Source organism: Salegentibacter tibetensis (assembly GCF_020164485.1).
GTDB classification, from domain to species: Bacteria; Bacteroidota; Bacteroidia; order Flavobacteriales; family Flavobacteriaceae; genus Salegentibacter; species Salegentibacter tibetensis.
Map to the genome: position 1 here is coordinate 1 of NZ_JAIQZA010000028.1, position 17,846 is coordinate 17,846.

The following is a 17,846-nucleotide window of genomic DNA, read 5'->3' on the forward strand; positions in this document are numbered from 1 at the left end:
ATATCTTCCATCGGGTCAATCCTATTGCCCCACAATACCTGGAGAACGAGGAAAGCGTGAATGAAGTTTCCCGGGTACTGGTGGAAAACCTGCTAGAGCAACGGGAATCCGGCCCCTCGGGAACTACAAAATTTTTTAACGATGCCGCCGAGGGTTTGATCGGGGGACTGATCTGGAAATTAAAAACTACGTACCCGGAATTTTGTACGCTCCCTCACCTTATCGCTATCTACCAGTACCTGGATACCGATAGCCTTATCCAGTTTTTGGAAACCAATACCACCTCCCGCGCCATGGCCGATGCCTTTATCAGTGGAAAGGACTCCGAGCGACAAACGGCCGGGGTAAAAAGTACCCTGGCAAATGCCCTTAAACGGATCAGTACCCAACAGATTTTTATGGTACTTTCTAAAGATGAGGTACCACTTCATATTAATAATGAAGCAAACCCTGCAGTTATTTCCGTCGTGAACAACCCCAAATACGAAGCTTCATATTCACCGGTCATAGCCACGATCATCCATACCATGACCAAACAAATGAGTGTTCGTAATTCCAAAGCTTCTTTCCTTTTGATGGAAGAGGCGCCAACTATTCGCCTGCTTAATATGCACCGTATTCCAGCCACGCTTCGCAGTTATGATATTGCTACTATCTATGTGATGCAGGATAAGATCCAAAACGATATGATGTATGGAGAAAAAGCTAGCAAAGCAATTTTAAGTAACCTGTCCTACCAGTTTTTTGGAAAGGTCAACGACCCCGATACCGCAAAATACTACGAACGTTTTTTTGAAATTGTGAAGAAACCTACTACCAGTGTGAACCGCGGGTACAGCCTTGATTTTGATACGCGAGTAACCACCGGTGAGAAGGAAATCCCAAAAATCCGTGCCGATGTTTTCTTTAGACTGAGAGAAGGAGAGTTTATAACCTACGCGGATGGAAAGGATAAAAAAGTGCAGTTTAAATTGCAGAGAATTAGGCGTGAACTACCTGGGGCTAAAGATCAAATACGTTATTCTAAAGCTGATTTGGAAGCTAATTTTGAACAGGTATATAAGGATGCCAAATCAATATTTGGGTAGCGCAATATAATTCTAGTTATAATTTCATTCTCATTATTTGTCAAGTAAATACTGTAAAAAACTTGACAATTTGTGATCTAATTCATTATCTTTGTCGTGCTATGAATATTGCGACATCCATAAAATCTAAAGTAGATCGTATAAATACCGGGAAAGTATTTACATATGACAGCCTATCTATTCCTCAAAATGAATTCTCTGCTGCTGCAAAAGCTTTAAGTAGGTTGGCTGCCAGGGGTGTGATTAAAAGATATAAAAATGGCATGTATTATAAGCCTAAACAAACTATTTTTGGAGAAATAAAACCAAGTGAGGAAGAATTACTTTATAACTACCTTTTTGAAAACGGTAAGCAAATTGCATACATAACAGGCCTTCGTTTGTATAATGAATTGGGCCTTACTACTCAAATCCCTACAAGCGTAAGAGTTGCCAGTTGGGATAAAGTGATAAAAACCAGGATCGGAAACCTTGTTGTAAAGTCTGCCAAAAGCTATGTTCCTGTTTCAAAAGAAAATATTCCTTTCTTGCAATTACTGGATGTAATGAAGGACTTTAAGAAGATCCCGGATATGGACAAAAAGAAGGGTGTTGATTTTTTAAAGAAAAAAATTAAAGAGCTTTCTGATACCGATAAAATTAAATTGGTCAATTTTGCTAAATCCTATCCTCCAAAGGTGAGGGCATTTTTAGGTGCTCTTCTTGAATCAATTTCTTATAAGGAGGTGAGTGAACCGCTTAAAAATACCATTAATTATTTAAGTAATTATGAATTCGGAATATCCGAAAAAATATTAACGACGAGCTCAAACTGGAATATTTCATAATGAAATTACATAATTATAAAGCTGCATTTCAAGGAGCTATTGTAGCTACTGCCCAACATTTAGGGATTTCTGAAATCTATGTGGAAAAAGACTATTGGGTTACTTTTGCACTTAAGGAGATTTTTACCAATGAATCAACCAGGGAGCTCGCAGTGTTTAAAGGTGGAACATCCCTTTCCAAATGCTTCGGAATTATTGAGCGCTTTTCGGAAGATATTGATTTGGTCGTCATAAAAGAAGCGGGGGAAACCGATAATTCTCTAAAACGAAAACTCAAAAAAGTCACTGGTGTTCTGGAACCGGTTATGACCGCAATTCCTAAACATCCTTTGGAAAACAAACGTGGGAAAATTAGAAAACTGGTGTATGGTTATGATAAAGCAGGCGTGGAGGGGGCATTCGGCCAAGTCCGGGATCATATTGTAGTGGAAGCTTCAAGTCTGGGCAAATCCCATCCTTCAGAGAGAGTAAGTATTCACTCTATGATTACCGCATTTATTGCCACGACCAATAATATAGACCTTATCAATGAATATCAACTTGAACCCTTTAAGGTTACGGTTTTAAGTATAGAGCGTACATTTTGTGAAAAAATAATAAGCCTGGTTAGGTTTTCCTATACGGAAAAACCTTTGGAAGATTTAACTGATAAGGTTCGCCATACCTACGATTTACACCAACTGCTGCAACGAGATAAAATTTCTTCGTTTTTGCAATCAGATGATTTTGAAAAAATGTTGCTGCAAGTGGGGAAAGATGATGATAAGGCCATCCCCAATGATAAGGAGTGGTTATCAGCACATCCATCCGAATCCCTGTTCTTTAGCCAAACAGAGACAGTTTGGAAATCCTTAAGCAAAACTTATTCTGGTGCTTTTAGGGAGCTGCTAACCGGAGACTTTCCTGAAGAGAGGGATGTGTTACAATCCCTGATGAGGATTTCGGTAAGGTTAAAAGAAGTAAAATGGGTAATTTGAAATTAACGGTCAAAATAAACCAGGGGCTAAATAAATTTTAAAATTAACAACCTGAGCCCTATTTCGGTAACCAAAGTGCCCCGCAAGTTGCCCGCAAGTCACCCCGCAAGTTCAAGAAGACCTCTTTACTGGTGTTAGGGGAGAAGATAGCACAAATGAATTGCAACATTTTAAAACTTTCCGATAAGGAAAAATTTTAGATAAAACTATGTGCAACCTGTTCTTACGGGGGGATTGATTGAAATGATTCTTGCTGAAAAATCACAAAGTAGCAAACAACAATATAGGTAACGGCACGGGGCAAGAAAGCTAAAGAATTAAATCATTATAGTAAGGTGCTTATTAAGTTCACTAGTTTGGGTTATTAATAAACCGATGCGATATCTTTAGTTTTAAATTTCGTTCCCCGCGATTTTCATTGAGTTCCAAAACTGCCCTTCTATCATTGGATAATGAAAATTTTGGCAGTACATATACCATTTTTGCGGTTTGGTTTTTACCAATCTTAGCCGGTAAGCTATACTTGAAAACGGGCTGCTGGTATAAACGCTGTAGGGATTTCTTCTTTCCTTTTTTGCGCGTTTCATTGGAAAGTTTTAAGAAATTGAGGTCATAATCCAGGCTGGAATTATTCTCAATTTTGATTACAAAATAGAGCTGCTCCTTATTAAAAACGATATTATCAACGCTTAAAACTATGCCGTGCTTGCGTTTTTTGATTCGGCCTATGCGTTGCTTTATACTAAGCAGGTAGCTACAGAATCTACGGAAATGATCTTTATTACTACTTAAGTCCTTTTGCGGGTTTTCGTCCTTAACCGAATCCCTAACAACAGGCTTTTCTTTCCCGATGCTTTCCTTTTTCGCGATAAAATAATTCAGCCTGGAAAGTTGTTTTTTGTATTTCAGGATATAGGAGAAGACCGATCCATCTGCCCCGATAACAAGCAAGTTGCTTTCTTTTCCGGCCTTGGCCTGCAGTAGTCCAAAGTGCTGTTGTTTTTCCCGGTTATAAGTAAAAACAAAATGCTCAGCACCGGTAATGCCCTGGTTGATCGCTTCAGGGAAAAATAGCGCGACATTTTTATGATCATTGGCGTAAATAGTGTCCAGCTTTTCCTGATTTTGTGCATTGGTGAAAGCAAACACCAGTAGCGTGGATGTGATTAAAATATAGTTTTTCATCGGATTCGTTTTTATTGGTTAGCAGTTCCCCAGTTTATTCCGGGCTTATCGGCTTTTAAGATCAATCTGTAATTATTAAGTATGGTCACTTTTACGTTCCGGTTATTGCGCCGGAATACTTTGCTTATCCCACTGACTTGTGGCACGCTCGGGATGTTGATATCGCTTATCACATCATCCAGGACTTCCGTTGTAACTTCTGCCCGGAAATTATTCTCGATATAAATGCCTTCACTACCATCTTCAAGATCAAAAGCTTTTAGGCTGGAGGGATGGTTATTGATATTTTGAATCTCGATAAGGACCCGATTGGGCTGAAAACTGACAAAACCGAAAACCGGGGTGTTTTTAGGAATAAGTTTAACACCGATCCTGGCAGGGCGTGCAAGCCGCATCCGTAGCCTGGAGTTGGCTTTGATTACCTGAGTGCCGTCGACCACTACTTTAATTTCCTTATCGGTAGCGCCTGTAATATCAGGCTCGGACTTCTTAGGTGCAGATGCAAAGAATAATTGATGCTCTAATCCCATTTCTTTGGCTTCTATTTTTTGCGTTTCCCGGTTTTCTGTTGTATCTGACTTTGATGGTCTTTTTGTTTGGGTAGGACTGTTACTCTCAGGTGGGCTGGGTATTTTCGTTATTTGCTCATATCTGGTTTGTCCCAGCTCATAAATGCTATCTATCTTGCGCTCTTTTTCCTTTTCCAACAGCTCGGTGTCATAGTAGCCTAAAGAATCAATAAGCTTTTCATCGTAAATACTCGGCGCATTCTTCTCCCGAACTTCTTTGAGATCGTCAATTGCCTCCAGTTTGGAACCGTAGGTTTCCTGGCTTTCTTCTTCAAGAGCCGGGACCTCTGTTTGCCGGAGGTTTTCTTGTTCCTGCTCATCGCCTCCGGTGATTATTAGGGTATAGGTTATAAGGAATACCACAATGACCACAAGTACACTGATAAATACTATTTTGTTTTTCTCTATTTTCATCTGTTGTAGTTTTAATTTTGCTGGGTAATTTTTCTTAGGCTGTTTTCAAAATAATCTGTGATGAGTAGCCCGTGTGGGTTATGGGGGAAGTGGCGATCTACGATGAGCAGTTTTCCTGTGGAAACCAGCTCATAGGTGTCGACAATACTGCCGCGGTTGATCTCGAAAATAACTGTGGTCTTAAAATGATGCGAATCTTCCCTTTCTTCGAGCTGGGATTCAATACTCAACACCTTTTGAACCAGTGAATATTGCAATAAGCGGTTGTACACTCCTTCGGCTTTTTTTTGCCTGTAAAGGTTGTCTACCGAACTATTGCCCAGCCATAATACTTTTTCCAAATTTTTCTCGTAATTGCTGGCATCGATATTATAGAAGTAGGTGTGAAACAATTCCAAATGAGCCAGAGCTTCCACCCGGAAGTTTTCCTTCTGGGTTACCAGTTTTAAAGGAATAATACTGCCGTCGGTATTGATGGCGAAGGCACTGTTCAAGGCTTTGTTTCTGGTTGAGATGGCCATCCAAATTGCAAACACACTGCAAAACATCGAGCAAAGCACTACGGCCAGCACGATAAAGCGGTTTAGCTTTAATACCGAATAGATATTTTTATAAGGTGTTTTCATTTTTAAAATATTTTTTTCAATGACTTAAAGTGGTTATATCGGTTGCTATTGATTAAGTGGTGAACAGTCTCAGGGTAAATGAAATGGCACGCCGGTAGAGCTTGAATTTTAAAAACACGATAAATACTATCGAACCCAGTTCTACCACCGGTGCAAAAAAACCGCTTCCGTAATCCGTACCGAATAGGTTCTGCCAGAAATTAGTATTGATTTCCGTATAAAGAGCGTTAATAAACACATTGACCAGGAAGAAGGCCGGAACCAGCATATACACTGCAGCATACAACCTGAAAAAACCATAGGCCATCGTTCGGAATTTCTCAAATACGGCCAGGCTAATCACCAACGGAAAAAAGGCTTGCATGATTCCAAGGAGGAAATAACGCTCTGCCAAAAATAGCGGGTAGATAAATAAATCAAGGATCCATAAAAACAGGCTGATTAGAAATGCAAAGGTTTTAAAGCCGTATAGGGGAGTCACCAGGGCTTCATAAAGTAAAGCCATGGCTTTACGCATCGCCCCCATAGGGGAGACATCTTCCTCGATGGGAATCTCCTGCATTTGCAGAGGGAGAAGGGCAGGGGCCGTATCGCGGTACTGATTTTCAATAGCCACAAGAATATTGTCAAAGAACCCCAGGATTTGGGTTGAGAAAATAACCAGCAGTACCACTGCGAAATTTTTAGCCAGATCCCCGGGAGAAAGCCCCCAGGTATAGCCCTGTCTATCAGCTACGCCTTCATTATACTTTTTAAGGATGTTCACCAAAAAGAAGAGTACAGCCAAAGTCTTCATGCCCACAATGGTATAGCGGGAAAACTCGCTCTCCTGGATGGTTTGGAAAACGCTATCGATATATTCGACGCCTACAGCCAGTATGATTACCCCGCTAATCATCAAAAGCCTGTTTCCCGGTTATTGATCTTATCCTGCATTTTCCTAAAGGAAATGATCTCGCGGTAGCGTTTAGTCTTTAGCCGCACATCGGAGACCATTTCTTTGGACTCGAGTTCTTTTTGTTTTAAAACTTCAGCCCGCTCGGCATCGCTCATTTTTAAATGATCACTCGATAAAATCTCATCGATAAAGCTTGCGGTCTCCAGGGAGTTTTCAACCACCGCACTGAAGGATTCGGTAACACGGCTTACTTCATCGGGTTTGATATAAGGGGAATTCAATATATCCCGAAGGTCATCTTGCATAACCGAAATAAGACGTTGATTGTTGCGGCCGATCTCGCGAACGGCTTTTAAATCCTGCACCACGCTATTGACCTTCTCAATATTTTCCTTCTGTGCTTTTAAGAAGTTAACGGTCTTGACCAGGTTAGCGGTTTGCTTGGCCGATTCCACCAGGGATTTGACCAGGCTTACAAAGTTCGTATTATCATACACCGGCATCCCCTGGGCCACAATGTGGCCAGATGAAAATAAGGCCAAGGCCAGTGTTAGTATCCAGGTTTTGTGATTGTTTTTCATATCGAATTGTTTTAAATATTAATGAGTGTTTAGGATTGACTGATGAATTCCTTTATAGCCTTTTCCATATCTTTTGTTTTATTGTAAATGGCCATTATGGCCTCATTTTCGCTACCGTCGGTGAGGTAAGCTGCATAGACTTCGGGGGGAACTTCCAGGCGGAAAATGTTGCTTTCCTTGCCAATTTTTATGAATATCTCGGTGTACTTGCGTTTGCCGGTTAGATTATTCCTGATGGATTTGAGTTGATTGAGATCGTGGCTGGAAAGGCTAAGGCGCCGGGCTAATTCATCATAACCTTTTTCATTGTTCAGGCTATAGATCACCTGGGTATTTTCCAGAATGCTTGAGGAAGTAGCGTTATTAGGAAGCTGGTTTATGGATTGTAAGATGATTCCAATGGCCCCGTTTTGTTTACGAATCGCCTGGTAGTAGAATTCCACGCTTTCCAGGACATTTTCAAACTTGAGTTGTTTGGCAAATTCATCAAAGAGGATAATTCCCTTTTCGGCCCGGTTTTTCCAGATGGTGCGTTGGATGGCCGATTTTATCAGTTTGAGCATCACCGAGAGGATCTCTTTATTGTCCTTTACTTCGTCGAGTTCAAAAACAATCAATCGCTTATCTTCGATCTTATAGGTTTGATCTTCGCTTACTTCGAACAAAAAGCTATATAGACCATCGCCGACATACTCCGAGAGCACGTGCAAAAAGCTGGTAATATTGAAGTAGTCGGGATGGATTTTAAGGGTGTCGAGAAGCTCATCTTTTCGCTGCTCTATAAAACGGTAAAAACTATCTAAAGAATGGTTTTTAGTTGTGTTTTGGTAATAGTAGCGGAGAATCTTTTTTATGGCTACGGATTGCGCTTTGCCCACTTTACTATCAGCCGCAAAGAGTTCAAATAGGAAGACCGATAAATCCTCCAGCCGCTCAGGACCCACATCACCGTCATTGGATATATAAAAAGGATTAATTCCTAAACTCTTGCCACTCTCGTAGCGTAAAACAGTGTATTGTTCGGGATAAAGCTTTGCGAACTTGGTATAAGAACCTCCAAGATCGATAATAACCAGGCGCACCCCGTTTTCAAAATATTGACGCAGGATGTTATTGGCCAAAAAGGATTTCCCTTCCCCGGTAGGGGCGAAGATGGCAAAATTGCGCGCCTTGATCCGTTTTTTTCGCTCATCCCAAACATCTTTGAGTACCGGGATGTTATGCTGGCGGTCATTAAAAATGATGCCGGCAGGGTCCGTTTTATAATTGGTGTTATTGATAAACAGGCACAAAGCGTGTTTTAAATCGGTCACATAAAGATCTTCATCGGAAAAATTGGAAGAAAAGCAGCAGTAACTGTTAAGCAGATAATTCTTTCGTTCTTCTCCTCGTGGGGCGTAAGGAATGATATCCAGTTCTTTAAACTCTGCTTTAATTTTAGAGGCAATTCGCTCTAAATTATCGGGTTCGCGATCCCAAAAGACTACATTGAGATGGCCACGGATGATCCGGGCATTATCATCACCGTTTATCTTCTCCAGGATATCCTGAATCTTTTCAAGCACGACTTTGTTTTGAGAGCCGAAATTGGAACTCTTGCTAAGTTCTTCTACCTTTTTATCCAGCAGCTTACGCCACTTGTGTTTATCATCCAGGTAGAGGATCTGGTTGACAATATGGTTCTCCTTTAGATTAAGCCCTAGTCCATCAATAAACCCCTGGTGAAAAACAAAATCATCGGATGTAAATCGCTCATTGGTTTTGCTTGTCTGTACACTTTCGCCAAAGCACAGCTCGCTATTGATGGCCAGGGCATCAAAATAATTGTCCCCGGTTTGAATATGTTGTTTTTCCAGCAGGATATCAGTGTCGAAACCTTCATTAAAACCGTTGAAGTATTCGGTAGTGAGGTTGGTGATTTCTTCTGCTGCTAATAGTTTTATTGAAACCTTCCGGCTGTTAGAAATAAAGGATATACAATCACTTACCGAGCTGATAAAGCTTTGGAGGTTAGCATCAAGTTCCCTGATGATGCCTCTGGAAACTTTTCGGAAAGGGTTTACGTATTTGGAATTTTGCAATGCCTTGTTTCCAGTCAGGGTGAAGAATAGTAAGCAGCGATGGGCCATGTACTCCCGATCTTTAAAATAGTCACGAGTGGCTTTTTCCAAAAAGGTTTTCTTTGGCAGTCCATTGGCAGTAAATGCTTTTTTCTCATAGATATCTTGTTTATGCACGACCGTTCCAACGGGTAGGGATTTGATAGCCTGGAACCAGGTTACATGCAGGTCTTCAAAATCTTTCTCTGAGAGGGAATAAATTTCAGGCAGGTCGAGCCGGTAGCATAATACCACATTGCCATTTCCGGCAAAAACGATATTGTCCCGGATATCGGCAATTGGCCAGTGGGAGGAAAGCTTAATTTTTTTCATAATCGATACCTGAATTTCTTTTGTTACTGATAATCTTTGGAAATGCTCCGGTCATCTTTAGAAATTCCAGGAGCCTGCTGATACGGTTGAGTCCGATATATAATCCGGCATTAAAGAGCAGGGCACTTATTATTACACCCAGGCTGAAGGAGAAAATGATCACCAACAGGGATGCGATAATAGATAGCATCATTAGGGCGAATAAGGGAAGGGAAAGCCCGAAGATGACCGCACCTTTTCGAATGTTTCTATAAGGAAAATATTTTTTCATAATGATTCCTGTTCGCGATTTAGACTACCATGGTGATTAAATAGCTGAAGATGCCTACCACGACGCCCGCAATAAGCACAAAGACTAACACCCGGGTAATTCCTTTTTTGAGATCGGAGTTTTCCCCAAAGAAGTGACCGGCATTAAAAAGGAATCCGACCAAAAAGATGACTCCAAGGATAATGGGAAATATATTCCGAATGGTATCGGAGATATCGGCCACGGAATCTTCGATCCCACCGATTTGCGCAAAAAGTGAAGTGGAGAGCAACAAGAAAAAAGTTGCCAGGAAGATTGATTTTTTCATAACGGAAAGTTTTAAATTTTTGACTCGTTTTCGTTATGAGAAAATTATAAATTAAAAGGGTTAAATACCTGAAAATCAATTATTTGTTAATAAAATATTGTTTGTATTTAATTGAATTACAATGATTCTATTTGCTATCAAATTTTATGTGATTTTGAAGTCAGGCTGTTGATAACTTGAAAAGTGGAAAAGAGGAGGAAGCCTAAAAACGTCAATTTTAATATTATGTTCCATAAAAAGAGAATGATTAGGGATAGTATTTTGCCTTCAAACGAATTTTCATTCTATACCCTTTTATCCCTGGTTTTTTCATCAAAAGCAATTAGGTTAAAAAGTTCCCGCATTCGGCTACGTACCCTGTTTCCATAATGTTCTTCCAGTTCTTCAGCATTTAAATTAGTGGTGGCATGGGTTTTAAGTTTTTTCCTGGTCTCCTGGAAAAGTTCATATCTGGATAGTAATACTTCGCCCATCACATTTAAATCTTTGCCATAAAATCTTCCTACCGGTTCAACTCCCAAATCATCAAAACAATAAAATTTCGAGTTGCCGTAATCCTCAATGGTTTTGTAACCCAGGTGGTTAAAACTAAAGGTGACATTGCGACTGGGAATCATTTCGTATGGTCGCTGAGCAGGGACTAAATGCCGTAATAATTTCATCAAGGAAGTTTTTCCACATCCCACGGGTCCCGATAGTAATATTCCTTTATTCAGATCAATACCGTATTTTTTACAATTAGCTTCATCCCGGATGAAGTACGAGGTTAGTTTTAGTAAGAAGGTCTTATCTTCTTTATAAATTTTAAATTTCTTACCAAAAAGAAGTTTTCCTTTTGCATTGAGATATATCAGGATTTTTGAAAAATCATAATGCACGCAGTGTCCATCGAATTTCCCCAGGGAATATTCAATTCCACCTTCAGTAATTTTAGAGGGGTTGTCCATAATCTTTATTTTTAGTGGTTCGCAGGTTGTCCCGGAATTGGGATACTTGCGAGTTATTTAAATTCCTTTTTTTTCTCATTAGCGAATTTTTTTCTACCCAATGCCTAGCCAGGGCTCGCCAATCTCTAATCTCCATCCCATCGCTTGTTTGCCAATGTCGAGCCTCATAGTACTCGAAGAATTTTTTGGCGTATTCTGGGTCAAGATTTTTATCATTAAAAAAATCCAGGACCTCCTTCAAACTGTTTGGATGTTTAGTATGTTTAATTGGTTTATTATTGTTTATAGTAGATACCAATGCTTGTCCACTGGTGGGACGCTGCGAGTACACTGCCTGTCCATTATTGGGAGGGTGGCGTCCTATTTCTGGATTGTCCATGGGATGGTAGTGTTCAGCAAGCTGTTCTAATTTGGGATCGTACTGTCCCTCATCCGGTTCATCACTTGTCCCAAAAACGAGCATCTTGATTTTACTACCCTTATACGGGTTATTAGAAGGATAATAGCAAAGATACTCCCAGCTATTAAGGTCGGTTACACACCTGTGATAGGTAGATTTGGAACCGATCTTGGCTACACGCATCAAATCCCTTCGGTTCACAAAAAAATCCTTTGCGAACCTGTTGCTATTCCATTCCTGGAATAAAGCCATATATAAGCTGATATGGGTAGGATTTAAGCGATCGTCAAAATAGAACTTTTCAAAAACGGCGTTCAATTGCTTTATGTAATTCATAACCTATAGATCTAAATAGTGAACGCGGTTGTTTTCCATCACTTTCTGAATTTCCGCTGAATCATAATAAATAATGCCTCCTACCTTAGTGAACGGTAGGGTGCCATTCACTCGTAAATTCTGAAGCGTTCCGGGACTTATTTGTAATAAATCCATGACCTCTGAAGATTTCAAATATTTCTTTAAATTTCCAGAATCCTGATTACTGAGAAGTTGTTTAATTTCTTCGAGTAATTCCATTTTGAAATCTCGAAGATCATCGGTGGTAATAATTGATGTTGGCATAATAGAACAAATTTTATGGCTCGGAACATTACATTTGTGAGTTCCTGACCTGGTTTGACAATTGTTCTACAAATTTGATTTAGTTTATGTTTAACTATTCCATACCTCATTCGTACTACGAGAAAGTTTAACGTTTAATAGTAGATGATAAGAATTGTTGAAGTATGATTGTAAAGTGGGAGGGAAGTAGAATTAAAATGCTATAAAATTAATGGAGGATTGGTTTTCCGTAGTACCGTTTTACTACGAGAAATTACTTTTCATCATCTTTCCGCATTTTGGCCTCCAGGTTGGTCGCAATTTGATATAGGTACTTTGCCCTTGGATCTTTTCGGGCCCTCATTTCGCCGTAGGTTTTGTAGAAATTATCAATTTTAATATTGAAAAAGTCTTCAAAAGCAGAAACGATGGTTTTTAGATCTGCAGTTCCGTGATTAATGTCCCCCTGGTGATACAAAGCGTAAATAATTTCTACCAATGAAATTTTTGACCCTGACCATAATAATAAATTGGGTTGGCGTTCCCGGAAATCACCACTGCTTCCTGGCTGGATGAGTTCTAGTTTTTCCCTAATGTAATGTATGAAGCGATATAATGCCTGAACTTTGGCCCATAACATATCGTGGGAAGTGGAGAATTCAGGGTTTTGATAATAATTTATACTGGGACTAAAGGAGAAATCTCTTCTGCCTTTTCTGCTAAAAAATTCATGATCCAGGTAATTATGGTTTTGTTCCATATAATTAACGAAACTATTATTGGCCGAAAAGAATTTATTGATCTTCTTAATTTCTTTTTCTAAAAAGCGAACCTTATGAGAATTGCCGGCTTTGGGTAGCAGGAGTTCGCAAGACCTAACCTCGGTGAAATAAATCAGGTAACTCATGGGTAAAGGTTTTATATTCCTGAAAAATTCAATCTCCGACTGGGTATCATCGAAATCCTCCTTATCAACCTGCTTTTGCAGTTTTAATAAAGTTTTAATGCATAAGCTTATACCGTCATCAGCCTTCTTCAAATCGGTTTTACCCGACTGAATTAAGCGTTCGACGTTTTCGCTAAATGTCGACATGGCTTTTTCAAACATATGATTCGTTTTTAGAGAAAACAAATAATACCGTTGCTGCGCTATTTTCAATATGGTTTTTTAAGGAGGATATATTAAAAATTATGCTTTTATGGGGGCGTTAATCTTTTCTAAGCCAATCTAGAGCTTCTAAAGCAAAATTATCCCGAGTTTGAATATAGGCGCATTTATCAATGATTTTAGCACCAACTTTTCGCTTTTCAAACCCTGCTGTCAATCCAAAATCAATTCTAATAAAACCCAACTGCTGGGCTCGAAGTATTGTTTGGTATAAAAGCTGCCTGTAGATATTATATTCCCTGGAGAATTCATAATCCATCCCTACAACAGCGGGGGTATAAATTTTTTCAGAATTTTTATAACAAAACATGACCCCCGCCAATGTCCTGTGCTTGTCATATAGATATATCAAAATGAATTCCCATTGTGAAGAAGAATTCATATGCTGAAATAAGGAGAAGGGATAAGTAAATGTATTTAAACCGAGGTTATTGTCCTTTACCGCCATATAAAGTTTAAATGACCTTTCAAGTTCGGACTGGGATAAATTATCTCTAATCTTGATTTCAAGTTTATCTTTAAAAGCTTCAATATCGTTTCTGAAATGTTTTCTTGAACGCTTGCTCAACGTGTTTACATACTCTTTCTTGCATCCCCAATTGAATTCTGTGTAGACTGCTGATTCTGGCATTGCAACTTGAACATATCCCTTATTTTGAAGAAAGGATTTAATAGCTTCATTACCTGCATCGAAATCTCGTAGGATGAGGTACTGAGGTTGAAGTCGTTTTTCCAGTTTCTCGATCTCTTCCAGCAATAAATTAAACGCCTCTTTCCACCTTGGAGAGTCCTGATCCAGGTATAAGTGATCTCCCTCAGAAATCATCGACCCAAGACTAAGGCAGGTACTTGTATGGTAATAAGGTTTTGTTTCCCTAATCTTTTCTATGGCAACCGAAACTGACTTAGGTGCCAGCATATCTTCCTTCCATATACCAAACGATAGAAATGTTGCCAGTAAGCATTTTTGATTTTCATCCCGGATGATATAATAATAGAACTGGTTATTATGTTCGGGGGAATTCTGATCTTTTAGTATATTCTCTAAAGATTTAAGGCCATTCCAATCATAAAAGCTATGTCCTCCTACAGTACTATTCCATAGTCTAGGATCGATTTCTACAATAGAATTATAAGCTTCTAAACTCAGACTAGATTGGTTTTGTTTTGCCAGGCTTAAATTTTTACTGCCACGGCCAAAGGCGAAATTTACACGTTCAAGGTTGGTTTTAGTCTCTTTCAGGGCTTTCGGAAATTCTTCTACCAGGCTATCTACAAGTCCCTTAATTTCTTCTTTCTGGTTATGTCTTGATATTGTAATCCTTAAGCCTGTATTTTTAGCAGGAACAGCTGGAAAGAAACCAATATTTACATAATACCCATTTTTAATAAGTCTGTTCACTAAATTAAAACCTGTCTCTGGCATTCCTGCCCCTATATAAAAAACCGGGGAATCATTTTCCACAATTATTGGAAGATTCGTCTGCTTCAAGTAATGGTTAAAATAAGATATGCGGTCAGCCAGTTCCTCCTGCATTTTATAAATTTCATCACTCAAATGAATTTTTGCAGAAGCAATAGCCGCTCCAACCGCAGCCGGTTCCAGTTGTACTGAAAATGTTAGTGGGCCTCCAAAATTCTTTACCCTTTGCTGGATTTTTTTATCACTGCAAACCAGTACCGCTCCGCTGGCACCAAAAGTTTTGCTCATAGTACCAAAGAGTATCACTCTATCCGGAAGTTCTTTCAAAATGCTCATAACATACCCGCTACCGTGCTTACCTTTCCAGCTCATTCCGTGTACGTCATCAAAATAGATATGAAGTTGCGGATATTTTTTGCAAAGCACCATTAATTCTTCAATAGGTGCATAATCTCCAAACATCGAATACATACCATCGGCCATATACCAGATTTTTCTGCATTTAGATTGAAGTTTTTTAATTTTGCTTTCCAGCATTTCCAAGTTATTATGCCGGATCATTTCAACAGGTACCGAACGAAGCTTTAATGGGTTAACTGCACTTTGGACACTCCAATGAACCTGATGATCTAAAATTACCCCGTCTCCATCATCCACTACCGAAGGAATCACACCCATATGTCCCAGGGTGCTATTTTTTGTTATTACAATTGGATGCCCGTATATCTCAGTCATTAGTGCTTCCAGTTCCGCGTATAACGGATGAGATATATAAGATTTGGAGAGTGGAAACTCAGTCCCGTAAGCGCTAATAGCTTCTATAGCTCCTTGCTTTAATCGTTCATCCTGTTCAAGGCCTAAATAGCCGGTTGTACCAAAATGGAAAAGTTTCTTTCCTTTAATCTGGATCTGGCGGCCATCAAAATTATCGCCTTCAGCATATAAATGGATGGCCCCTGCTTCTTTAGCATTCGTCATCACAGATACTACCGTATCCAGTAAGTTATTATGTTTAATTTTTGCCATGCCCTACGAATTAAGCAATATGAAACTATGAAAACATTTTGGGTTTCAGAATTTTATAAAAAAAAATGGCTTTTAAGTCAAATCATAAACTTTAAAGTCAAATGCTTTCAAATGATACCAAAATAGGGCGTGTACCGCGATATGTATAGGTTAATAATAAGGTTTTGTTATTATTTTTTTATTTAAATTGGAGATATAATAGGGCTTTTCATGATTAAAGGAGATAAGTATGCGCACTTCTGGATAGAAGAGGGTATTCTAAATTTTGTCTATAAACCAAATACCGTACTCGATCTGGAAGCTGCCAAAGCAGTAGTTAAGACCAGGATCCGTTTTCAAAATGGAATTTCCTATCCTATTCTCTGTGACGTTAGACAATTAAAAACAGCAAGTAAAGCTGCCAGGGAATACCTTGCCGAGAATGGATGTTTAAAAGCGCTCGCTGTAGCTATTGTGATGGAAAATGCGTATGCAGGAACCTTGTATAAAGCATATATTAAAATTAGTAACCCTTCAGTACCAACCAAAGGCTTTAACACGATTTCAGAAGCTCTGGGTTTTTTGAATCACTACAAGTGATCGTTTTTTAAATCATGCTATTATGTTTAATGATAACTTTAAGGAAAGAGTCCAGGAAATCCTTGATTTCATAACTGAAATCACCCTTGGTACTTACACATATACACTTCCGCTTAGAAATCAGAAAGACGAACTGGAACAGATAGTGGTTTCCCTAAATACTATGGTGGAAGAAATTGATACTGCTGTTCATCAAATCAACCACGAGAAGAGTAAAGAAGTATTTGAAAATATTATTTTCAACCTCGATCGTAATTTTCATATTACTTCCTATTCAGATAATGTGCAGGAGATTCTTAAATACTCAGATAGCGAACTTTTAAATAAGCCTGTTAGATTATTAATAAGCGAGAATACAGAACTACCTGACGATCTCTATAAACTATTAAAACATGCCATAGAGAAAAACCTTTCCTTTAAAGTGGAGTTTAAACATCACAGCGGTTATTATTGGACCGGCTTAGGCTACCTTCATAGATTGGTTTCTGAGGGAAAGAAAACCTATACTTTATCGGTGTTCAAAGAAGCTTACAAAAATGAGAAACTAAATAATTCGCGCAACGATAAACCCTACTCAGCTAAATATCCAAGTGAGTACCGAAGCCTACTTCTGCAAGACCAGCGTGTGCTGGTCAGGAAACTGCATCAGTATGTTATGGAAAGACTTGATAGGAGGCTTCCAAAAATTTCCGATATCGGCAGTGAAGTAGGTTGCAGTGTGAGTAAGATAAAAACGATATTTAAGCGTGCCTACGGCGATACAATTTATACGTATCATAGAAGGAAACGTCTGGAAAAAGCATATACTTTAATTAAAGATACGAGTGCTCCCTTCAGTGAAATTTCTGAGGAATGTGGCTTTTTAAGTCTCGCTCATTTCTCAAGGGCTTTTAAAAAAGTGTATGGAGTTAACCCTACACAGGCTCGAAATTCCTAAATAAAATAACTTCTCAGACAAACTCAAATTCTTTAAAGTCAAATGACCAGCTATTAAAAATCAGACCTTTATGAAATCAAAATAAAGGACTGATGAAATGGAAAGACCACATACAGGGATTTATAAGATATGCATTTATCTTATTGTTGTTCTATGCAGCCCTTAGTAAATTAATAGAGGCTCCACAATTTTACAATGATTTATTAAACAGCCCGGTTTTTGGAAATGAAAAGAAAGCAGTTTTTATTTCCTGGGTCGTACCTATAATAGAATTAGCCATAGCAGGACTTTTAATTAGTACCAAATACAGGGAGTTAGGTTTGTACTTAGCATCAGGTTTAATTTTTCTTTTCACTGTTTATATTATATGGATCCTGGAATTTAGTGACAATATTCCCTGTTCTTGTGGTGGGATAATAAATAATTTATCCTGGCAGGAGCACCTCGTATTTAATACGTGTTTTCTGTTCTTAGGGGGACTGGGAATATATCTTCAATTTAGAAATCATAAAAAAGTATATATAAAATAGTATTGCGCAATACTTAGAGCGCCTAGAGCTTTGAAAGGGCATAGGCATATTGTTTAACTTA

20 protein-coding genes are annotated in these 17,846 nt (G+C 38.9%); 7 read left to right on the top strand and 13 right to left on the bottom strand.

The annotated features are described in order from the left end of the window. The 4 genes from LB467_RS13715 to LB467_RS19455 form a co-directional block, all read left to right on the top strand. On the top strand, positions 1-1,088 hold a 1,088-nt coding region (locus LB467_RS13715), incomplete at its 5' end, for a type IV secretory system conjugative DNA transfer family protein (RefSeq protein ID WP_224474617.1). A 101-nt stretch (positions 1,089-1,189) separates the two neighbouring features. Then, positions 1,190-1,915 carry a DUF6088 family protein gene (locus LB467_RS13720; protein ID WP_224474618.1) on the top strand — a complete coding sequence of 242 codons (726 nt, stop codon included), beginning with the start codon at positions 1,190-1,192 and terminating at the stop codon, positions 1,913-1,915. Continuing rightward, a complete protein-coding gene (locus tag LB467_RS13725; protein WP_224474619.1) occupies positions 1,915-2,892 on the top strand; it encodes a nucleotidyl transferase AbiEii/AbiGii toxin family protein in 978 nt (325 codons plus the stop codon). The genes LB467_RS13720 and LB467_RS13725 overlap by 1 nt, the downstream gene beginning before the upstream one ends. A gap of 210 nt (positions 2,893-3,102) precedes the next feature. Next, positions 3,103-3,183: a hypothetical protein gene (locus LB467_RS19455; protein WP_394371796.1), complete on the top strand. Its 81-nt coding sequence runs from the start codon at positions 3,103-3,105 to the stop codon at positions 3,181-3,183. Positions 3,184-3,243: 60 nt separating this feature from the next. Here the strand turns inward: LB467_RS19455 and LB467_RS13730 are convergent, their stop codons facing one another. The 13 genes from LB467_RS13730 to LB467_RS13790 form a co-directional block, all read right to left on the bottom strand. Next, positions 3,244-4,077, bottom strand: coding sequence for a DUF4138 domain-containing protein (locus LB467_RS13730; protein ID WP_224474620.1), 834 nt, complete (start codon positions 4,075-4,077; stop codon positions 3,244-3,246). 11 nt (positions 4,078-4,088) lie between these two features. Further along, positions 4,089-5,060: a conjugative transposon protein TraM gene (gene traM / locus LB467_RS13735; protein ID WP_224474621.1), complete on the bottom strand. Its 972-nt coding sequence runs from the start codon at positions 5,058-5,060 to the stop codon at positions 4,089-4,091. A gap of 11 nt (positions 5,061-5,071) precedes the next feature. Further along, the gene (locus tag LB467_RS13740; protein WP_224474622.1) at positions 5,072-5,686 is read right to left on the bottom strand and encodes a conjugal transfer protein TraK; all 615 of its coding nucleotides are present in this window, start codon (positions 5,684-5,686) and stop codon (positions 5,072-5,074) included. A gap of 52 nt (positions 5,687-5,738) precedes the next feature. Beyond that, the gene (locus LB467_RS13745; RefSeq protein ID WP_237690447.1) at positions 5,739-6,584 is read right to left on the bottom strand and encodes a hypothetical protein; all 846 of its coding nucleotides are present in this window, start codon (positions 6,582-6,584) and stop codon (positions 5,739-5,741) included. After that, positions 6,584-7,165: a conjugal transfer protein gene (locus tag LB467_RS13750; protein WP_394371794.1), complete on the bottom strand. Its 582-nt coding sequence runs from the start codon at positions 7,163-7,165 to the stop codon at positions 6,584-6,586. Before LB467_RS13750 ends, LB467_RS13745 begins: the two co-directional genes overlap by 1 nt. 29 nt (positions 7,166-7,194) lie before the next feature. Continuing rightward, the gene (locus LB467_RS13755; RefSeq protein ID WP_224474623.1) at positions 7,195-9,597 is read right to left on the bottom strand and encodes a TraG family conjugative transposon ATPase; all 2,403 of its coding nucleotides are present in this window, start codon (positions 9,595-9,597) and stop codon (positions 7,195-7,197) included. Further along, positions 9,584-9,868: a hypothetical protein gene (locus tag LB467_RS13760; RefSeq protein WP_224474624.1), complete on the bottom strand. Its 285-nt coding sequence runs from the start codon at positions 9,866-9,868 to the stop codon at positions 9,584-9,586. Before LB467_RS13760 ends, LB467_RS13755 begins: the two co-directional genes overlap by 14 nt. 19 nt (positions 9,869-9,887) lie before the next feature. Further along, a complete protein-coding gene (locus LB467_RS13765; RefSeq protein WP_224474625.1) occupies positions 9,888-10,175 on the bottom strand; it encodes a hypothetical protein in 288 nt (95 codons plus the stop codon). 284 nt (positions 10,176-10,459) lie between these two features. After that, positions 10,460-11,122 carry a P-loop NTPase family protein gene (locus tag LB467_RS13770; RefSeq protein WP_224474626.1) on the bottom strand — a complete coding sequence of 221 codons (663 nt, stop codon included), beginning with the start codon at positions 11,120-11,122 and terminating at the stop codon, positions 10,460-10,462. Beyond that, positions 11,106-11,858 (bottom strand): hypothetical protein, encoded by a 753-nt coding sequence (locus LB467_RS13775; RefSeq protein WP_224474627.1) that lies wholly within the window; start codon positions 11,856-11,858, stop codon positions 11,106-11,108. The genes LB467_RS13770 and LB467_RS13775 overlap by 17 nt, the downstream gene beginning before the upstream one ends. Positions 11,859-11,861: 3 nt before the next feature. Further along, positions 11,862-12,143: a helix-turn-helix domain-containing protein gene (locus LB467_RS13780; protein WP_224474628.1), complete on the bottom strand. Its 282-nt coding sequence runs from the start codon at positions 12,141-12,143 to the stop codon at positions 11,862-11,864. Between the two features lie 253 nt (positions 12,144-12,396). After that, entirely contained in the window at positions 12,397-13,230 is an 834-nt protein-coding gene (locus LB467_RS13785) for an RteC domain-containing protein (protein WP_224474629.1), read from the bottom strand. A 100-nt stretch (positions 13,231-13,330) separates the two neighbouring features. Beyond that, entirely contained in the window at positions 13,331-15,739 is a 2,409-nt protein-coding gene (locus LB467_RS13790) for an aminotransferase class I/II-fold pyridoxal phosphate-dependent enzyme (RefSeq protein ID WP_224474630.1), read from the bottom strand. A 210-nt stretch (positions 15,740-15,949) separates the two neighbouring features. Between LB467_RS13790 and LB467_RS13795 the strand changes: the two genes are divergently transcribed. The 3 genes from LB467_RS13795 (at position 15,950) to LB467_RS13805 (ending at position 17,785) form a co-directional block, all read left to right on the top strand. After that, positions 15,950-16,318, top strand: a complete 369-nt coding sequence (locus LB467_RS13795) for a DUF7793 family protein (RefSeq protein WP_224474631.1) — start codon at positions 15,950-15,952, stop codon at positions 16,316-16,318. 22 nt (positions 16,319-16,340) lie between these two features. Next, positions 16,341-17,255 carry an AraC family transcriptional regulator gene (locus LB467_RS13800; protein WP_224474632.1) on the top strand — a complete coding sequence of 305 codons (915 nt, stop codon included), beginning with the start codon at positions 16,341-16,343 and terminating at the stop codon, positions 17,253-17,255. 92 nt (positions 17,256-17,347) lie between these two features. Further along, the gene (locus LB467_RS13805; RefSeq protein WP_224474633.1) at positions 17,348-17,785 is read left to right on the top strand and encodes a MauE/DoxX family redox-associated membrane protein; all 438 of its coding nucleotides are present in this window, start codon (positions 17,348-17,350) and stop codon (positions 17,783-17,785) included. Positions 17,786-17,846 lie beyond the last annotated feature (61 nt).